Raw genomic sequence first — 5518 nt, forward strand, 5'->3', positions numbered from 1 at the left:
TCAATAACAACAGCCTTTCCTGTTGGTGAAACATCAGATTTTGTATTGTTTTTTGAATTGCCGGCGACAGCTTTATCTTTAATTAAACTTTCCGGTGAACCATTTTTTGAATCAATTACAACTCTCTTTTCCGTTAATGAAACGTCATTTTTAGTGTTGCTTTTTGGCTCCGTTTCGTATTGGCTGATTGTATTTTTATTGTTTTTTGAAATTGCATTTGAAACAATTACAGGATTATTATTTAAAGTTTCCTTTTCAGCAGAAATATTCACCTCTTCTTTGCTTTTTGAATTTGAAACTATTGTTGCATCGTTTGTTGCACCCTTTTTTGAAACTACATTTTCATCAATATATGAGTTCGTATTTGAATACTGGTTTGAATTTGAGTTTTGAATATGATATGTTTTTACTTTCGAATTCTCCCCTTGATTTGATGCAACATTAACAACTGCATTCTGTTTTGAATGAGTTTTTGCTTTCAGATCAGCGTTTTGGTTTGAAGTATTATTAGAGACAGTATTTTGGTTTAAAATGTTGTTTTCATTTTTTGATTGAGCCGAATTTTCTGCCTCGGATGAAACGATAGCCGGTTCTTGAACTTTATTGAGTTTTATATTTTTTTCTGAATTATTTTTGCTTGTAGAAATTGTATTGTTTTTATCAGGATTGCTGTTTTTTTCCTGTACAACTGAATTGTTTTGTAATGGATTTGAATCCTGGGTAGTTGAATTAAAATATAAAACAGACGGAATTGACAATCCAATCAAAAGACTGGCCGCAAGTGCCCACCAAATTATGGTTGCTTTTTTCTTTTTACGAGGATGTAATTTTTCTTCAATATTATCCCATAATTCGGGTGGTGGAACACTCGAAAAGTTTTCTATTGATGAAAAAATATCTTCTATATTTTGCTTTTTCATGCTGTTTTAAAATTTTTAATACTCAAAATTCTCTTTTGTAAAATTTGTTTGGCCCTGTTTAAATTTGATTTTGAAGTTCCTTCAGAAATTTTGAGCAGTGCCGCAATTTCTTTGTGTTTCATTTTTTCAAAAATATATAAGTTAAAAACCATCCGGTATTGATCTGGTAAATCCCTGATATATTCAAGCAGTTTTTCTTTTGGTATCGGAATAGTTTCTACTAATTCCTCTTCTTCTATAAAATCGGTATCAGGGTCAAAAACATCCAAAAAGAAATTTTCTTTTTTCTTCTTGTTTAATGTTTCAATTAGTTTGTTGATAAAAATCCGTTTAAGCCAGCCTTCAAAACTGCCTTCAAATTTATATTGATAAATTTTTTGAAAAGCAATGATAAAAGCTTCCTGAAAGACATCTTTGGCATCGTCTTCGTTTTTCATATATTTTAGACAAATACCATACAAAACAGGAGAGAACAACTGATATATTTTCAGTTGTCCTGCTCTGTCATTTTGTATACATAGTTTTATATATATGTCTAAATCGTCTTTCAAAAATGAGGGTTGTTTTGATTTGTAAAAATAGCGCTTTTTAAATGTTTAAACTACTTTTTGTAAATAGTTCGTGTACCCTCAGAATCATTGCTTAATAATGTTAAGCTTTGATTATCAATATTTTCTATGATGTACGTTTTGCCTTCAAAAGTAACAAGGTCATGTTCTAATTGATCGAAAACACTAATTCCTTTTGTAATTTCATAGGTGCTGTTTCGAATTTCAACATCATCTTTATAAGTGATGATTTTTCCATCAGGGGTAAAAACTATTTTTTTTGTAAAACCAATTGTTTTTGGTGTAGAAGTGTAAGGGTTATTTTCTCCGCCAATCGATTTTTCCCAGATCCATGTATCAATAATCTGATTGGTTTCGTTCTTAAAGAGTTCTAAAGAATAAGCCGTTGTGAACATACAAAATGCAATCAAAAACAATAGTTTTTTTTTCATAATTTTAATTTTTTAAGGTTATAATTTTATCCTTAATAGCTTTTTTGAAAACTTTGATTTCCGCACTTTGATCGGCTGTATCGTTATTATCGATATAAATTTTTGTAGTAAATCCACCTTGATGTAATTCAAAATAAACACCTCCCTGATCAGCTGAATCCGGCGTTCCATAAGTTTTCGTTTGACCTTTTAAGTTTAAAATTTCGTTTGGGACATTTTTCAGGAACAACGTATACTCACCCCTTTTTATTGTTGCGGTATATTTATATTGACCAAATTCATAACTTCCGGAAACAACATTTAAAAATTTCAGAATATTGAAGTCATTTATCTGGTAAAACTGTTGGCAGTCTGCACCGGTACATTGAGCGGAAAAACTTCCAATTATAATGTTATCCGGGCTTTCGGTAGTCTTATTAAAATAGATTGGTTTTACTGTTTTAGGAATCAAAATAAAATCAGAAGGATACGTTGGGGTCTGAGTAATCGCTTCTCCGGCTTGTGGACCGCTTTCATAGAAATTGATAACAATTTGGCAACTATTTTCAACAATCGAAGTCATTTTTATAGTATATCCGTTAGTTGATTTTTCACCTGCAAAAATTCCGACTAAATAATTTTTTGTAAAATCGATATTAGGATCACTTGGATTTGGGCAGGTATTAGCATGTTTCGTAAAATACAAATCCATTTTTTCCTGTGTGCTTACTACAAGTGCAGTTGGATTGGTTGGAAGTTGTTTAACAGTATAGTTGCATGAAAGAGGAAAACCTGTAAAAGGGACATTCACATAATCTCCACAAGTATCATTAGCTACATCATCGTTTAGTGAACAGGCACTGAATCCAAAAGCTATCAGTAAGCTTAATATTAATTTTTTCATAATTTTTTTTTATAGGTTATATTTAATAGATGTTGTTATTAATAAATGGTTGCGTAAAAAAGTATTTATTTTGATATTCTGAAAATTGTTTATTTAATTTAGGATTGCATATAATTCGTGAAATTTTAATTTTTAAAATTATGAACTACGTATTATTGCTTACTTTTACTTGAAATTAGCGTGTTTATGTTTGATTTTCTTCCGATTTTATTGGTTTTCGTTATTGCCTCGGTCTTAGGGATTTTCTTGGGTAAATTGTTGTTTTCTGCCGGATTCCAATCAGAGAGAGTAAGTTTGAACGAAAAACTAAACAGTGCTGAGAAACAGTTTCAATTGCAAAAAGAACAATTTGAAAATGTAAAAAGCAGTTTAGAAAAACAGCTGTATTTAATAAATTCAGAAAAAGAAAACATCCGGACAGAGAAAGATAGTTTAGCCATTCAGCTCTCCAAAAAAGAAGTCGATTTCGAGAACTTATGGGAGCGCCATAAAGAACAGAAAAATGAAATAACCGAGCTGCAGGAAAAATTCACCAAAGAATTTGAGAATTTAGCGAATAAAATTCTCGAAGAAAAATCGGCAAAATTCACGGAACAAAATAACGTTAACATGAAAAATATCCTGTTGCCTTTACAGGATAAAATTCAGGGTTTTGAGCAAAAAGTAGAACAGACCCATAAAGAAAGTATCGATTATCACGCCGCATTACGTCAGCAGATATTAGGTCTGAGTGAAATGAACGTTCAGATGAGCAAAGAGACTTTAAACCTGACCAAAGCTTTAAAAGGTGACAATAAAATGCAGGGTAATTGGGGCGAATTAGTATTAGAACGTGTTCTGGAAAAATCAGGTTTAGAGAAAGGAAGAGAATACGAAGTACAGCAGAGTTTTACCAATGCTGATGGGAATCGCGTATTTCCGGACGTGGTAATCAATTTGCCGGATGGGAAAAAGATGATTGTCGATTCGAAGGTTTCATTAACGGCTTATGAAAAATGGATAAATGAAGAAGACGAAAATCTTAAAAATGAATTTCTAAAAGAACATGTCATATCGATCAAAAGACATGTTGAACAACTCGGAAGTAAAAACTATCACGATTTGTATCAGATTGAAAGCCCGGATTTTGTGTTGCTTTTTATACCTATAGAACCAGCTTTTGCTATTGCCTTAAACGAAGATTCTGCTTTGTACAATAAAGCCTTTTCCAGAAATATTGTTATTGTTACCCCAACTACTTTATTGGCTACTTTACGTACTATTGACAGTATGTGGACCAATCAGAAACAACAGGAAAATGCTTTTGAAATTGCACGCCAGGCGGGGGCATTATACGATAAATTTGAAGGTTTTGTAACTGATTTGGTGAAAATTGGAAATAAAATTAAAGATACAAAAACCGAATACGAAAATGCAATGAGCAAATTGGTTGATGGCAGAGGAAATCTGATCTCAAGTGTTGAAAAACTAAAGAAAATGGGTGCCAAAGCTAAAAAATCCCTTCCTGAAAATATCATTGCCAGAGCATCAGATCCTGAAGAGAATCAATCTTTAAATTAAAAAAATAAACGAACCAAAAACTATAAAACATATATTAATGACTACAGATTTCAAACCCGTTGCTTCATCAAAAATTAGTATTTCAGAATTAATGCTTCCGTCGCATACCAATTTTAGCGGAAAAATTCATGGAGGATATGTTTTGCAATTGTTAGATCAGATTGCTTTTGCCTGCGCTTCAAAATTTTGCGGAAACTATTGTGTAACAGCTTCAGTTGACACAGTGAATTTTTTGAAACCTATAGAAGTTGGCGAATTGGTTACTATGAAAGCATCCGTAAATTATGTTGGCCGCAGTTCTATGATTGTGGGCATTCGTGTCGAGGCGGAAAACATTCAGACCGGGGCAATCAAACATTGTAATTCATCTTATTTTACGATGGTTGCCAAAGATAAAGAAGGTAAGAGTGTTCAGGTTCCGGGACTAATTTTAACCAATTTGGATGAAGTACGCCGTTTTAGAAAATGTATAAAACAAGTTGAAACCAAAAAAGAAATAGAAGAACATGCCAGGGAAGCCAAAGTAAATTCGATTGAAGATTTAGCGAGTCTGGACAAGTATAATGTATTGTTGGAGATTGGATAGTATGATAAAATATATTTTAAATAAACCTCATTTTTTATTTGTAGTCCTAACTTTAATAATTCTTACTTGTGGCTTTATTAAACCCAATGAAACCTTTATTTTCAATATACACGATACCTATTTTGTTATTAAGTACTCAGATTTAGCTATAATTTTATCTTTATTTTATGGTCTTTTATCTATAATTTATTTTGCTTTAATAAAATCGAGTTTTAGTTTAGTGAGATGGATGACAATTTTACATGTTGTGATAAGTATTATAGGTTTAATTCTAATTTGTGTTTTATTTCAACTGATAAGAGATATAAAGTCCGGAGATTTTGAATCTTTGATAACTGATATGAATTTCAACAATAAAATAATATGGAGTATTTGGATATCTTTCTTTAATATTATAGGAGTACAGATTTTATTTATTATTAATGCCATCACTGCAATAGTAAAAGGCAGAAGTTGAAATTTATTAAGATAACCGTTGCATGTAATTCAAAATAGGTGTCAGGCTGAGCGGAGTCGAAGCCCTTTGCATGTAAAAAGCCTTCGATTAAGTTTATCCTGAGCGAAGCCAA

General features: G+C 31.7%; 5 protein-coding genes and 1 pseudogene. 2 read left to right on the plus strand and 4 right to left on the minus strand.

Annotated features, from left to right (window positions below; all coding sequences use genetic code 11):
* The 4 genes and pseudogenes from PMI10_RS17420 to PMI10_RS17435 form a co-directional block, all read right to left on the minus strand.
* Positions 1-920, minus strand: a pseudogene (locus tag PMI10_RS17420) (hypothetical protein); the annotation flags it as partial.
* A complete protein-coding gene (locus PMI10_RS17425; RefSeq protein WP_007810443.1) occupies positions 917-1471 on the minus strand; it encodes an RNA polymerase sigma factor in 555 nt (184 codons plus the stop codon). The pseudogene PMI10_RS17420 and the gene PMI10_RS17425, both read right to left, overlap by 4 nt.
* A 50-nt stretch (positions 1472-1521) precedes the next feature.
* A complete protein-coding gene (locus tag PMI10_RS17430) occupies positions 1522-1920 on the minus strand; it encodes a hypothetical protein (protein ID WP_007810445.1) in 399 nt (132 codons plus the stop codon).
* A gap of 4 nt (positions 1921-1924) precedes the next feature.
* A complete protein-coding gene (locus tag PMI10_RS17435) occupies positions 1925-2803 on the minus strand; it encodes a protease complex subunit PrcB family protein (RefSeq protein ID WP_007810447.1) in 879 nt (292 codons plus the stop codon).
* A 186-nt stretch (positions 2804-2989) separates the two neighbouring features.
* On the opposite strand from PMI10_RS17435, the gene rmuC reads away from it, so the two are divergent.
* Both rmuC and PMI10_RS17445 read left to right on the plus strand, forming a co-directional pair.
* Positions 2990-4363 carry a DNA recombination protein RmuC gene (rmuC, locus tag PMI10_RS17440; protein WP_007810449.1) on the plus strand — a complete coding sequence of 458 codons (1374 nt, stop codon included), beginning with the start codon at positions 2990-2992 and terminating at the stop codon, positions 4361-4363.
* Positions 4364-4400: 37 nt separating this feature from the next.
* Positions 4401-4949, plus strand: a complete 549-nt coding sequence (locus PMI10_RS17445) for an acyl-CoA thioesterase (protein WP_007810451.1) — start codon at positions 4401-4403, stop codon at positions 4947-4949.
* Positions 4950-5518: the final 569 nt, after the last annotated feature.

The organism is Flavobacterium sp. CF136, assembly GCF_000282055.1.
Taxonomy (GTDB): Bacteria; Bacteroidota; Bacteroidia; order Flavobacteriales; family Flavobacteriaceae; genus Flavobacterium.

Coding starts and splice junctions, on each gene's coding strand:
- PMI10_RS17430 (WP_007810445.1), bottom strand. CDS start 1,920: ATGAAAAAAAAACTATTGTTTTTGATTGCATTTTGTATGTTCACAACG.
- PMI10_RS17435 (WP_007810447.1), bottom strand. CDS start 2,803: ATGAAAAAATTAATATTAAGCTTACTGATAGCTTTTGGATTCAGTGCC.
- rmuC (WP_007810449.1), top strand. CDS start 2,990: ATGTTTGATTTTCTTCCGATTTTATTGGTTTTCGTTATTGCCTCGGTC.
- PMI10_RS17445 (WP_007810451.1), top strand. CDS start 4,401: ATGACTACAGATTTCAAACCCGTTGCTTCATCAAAAATTAGTATTTCA.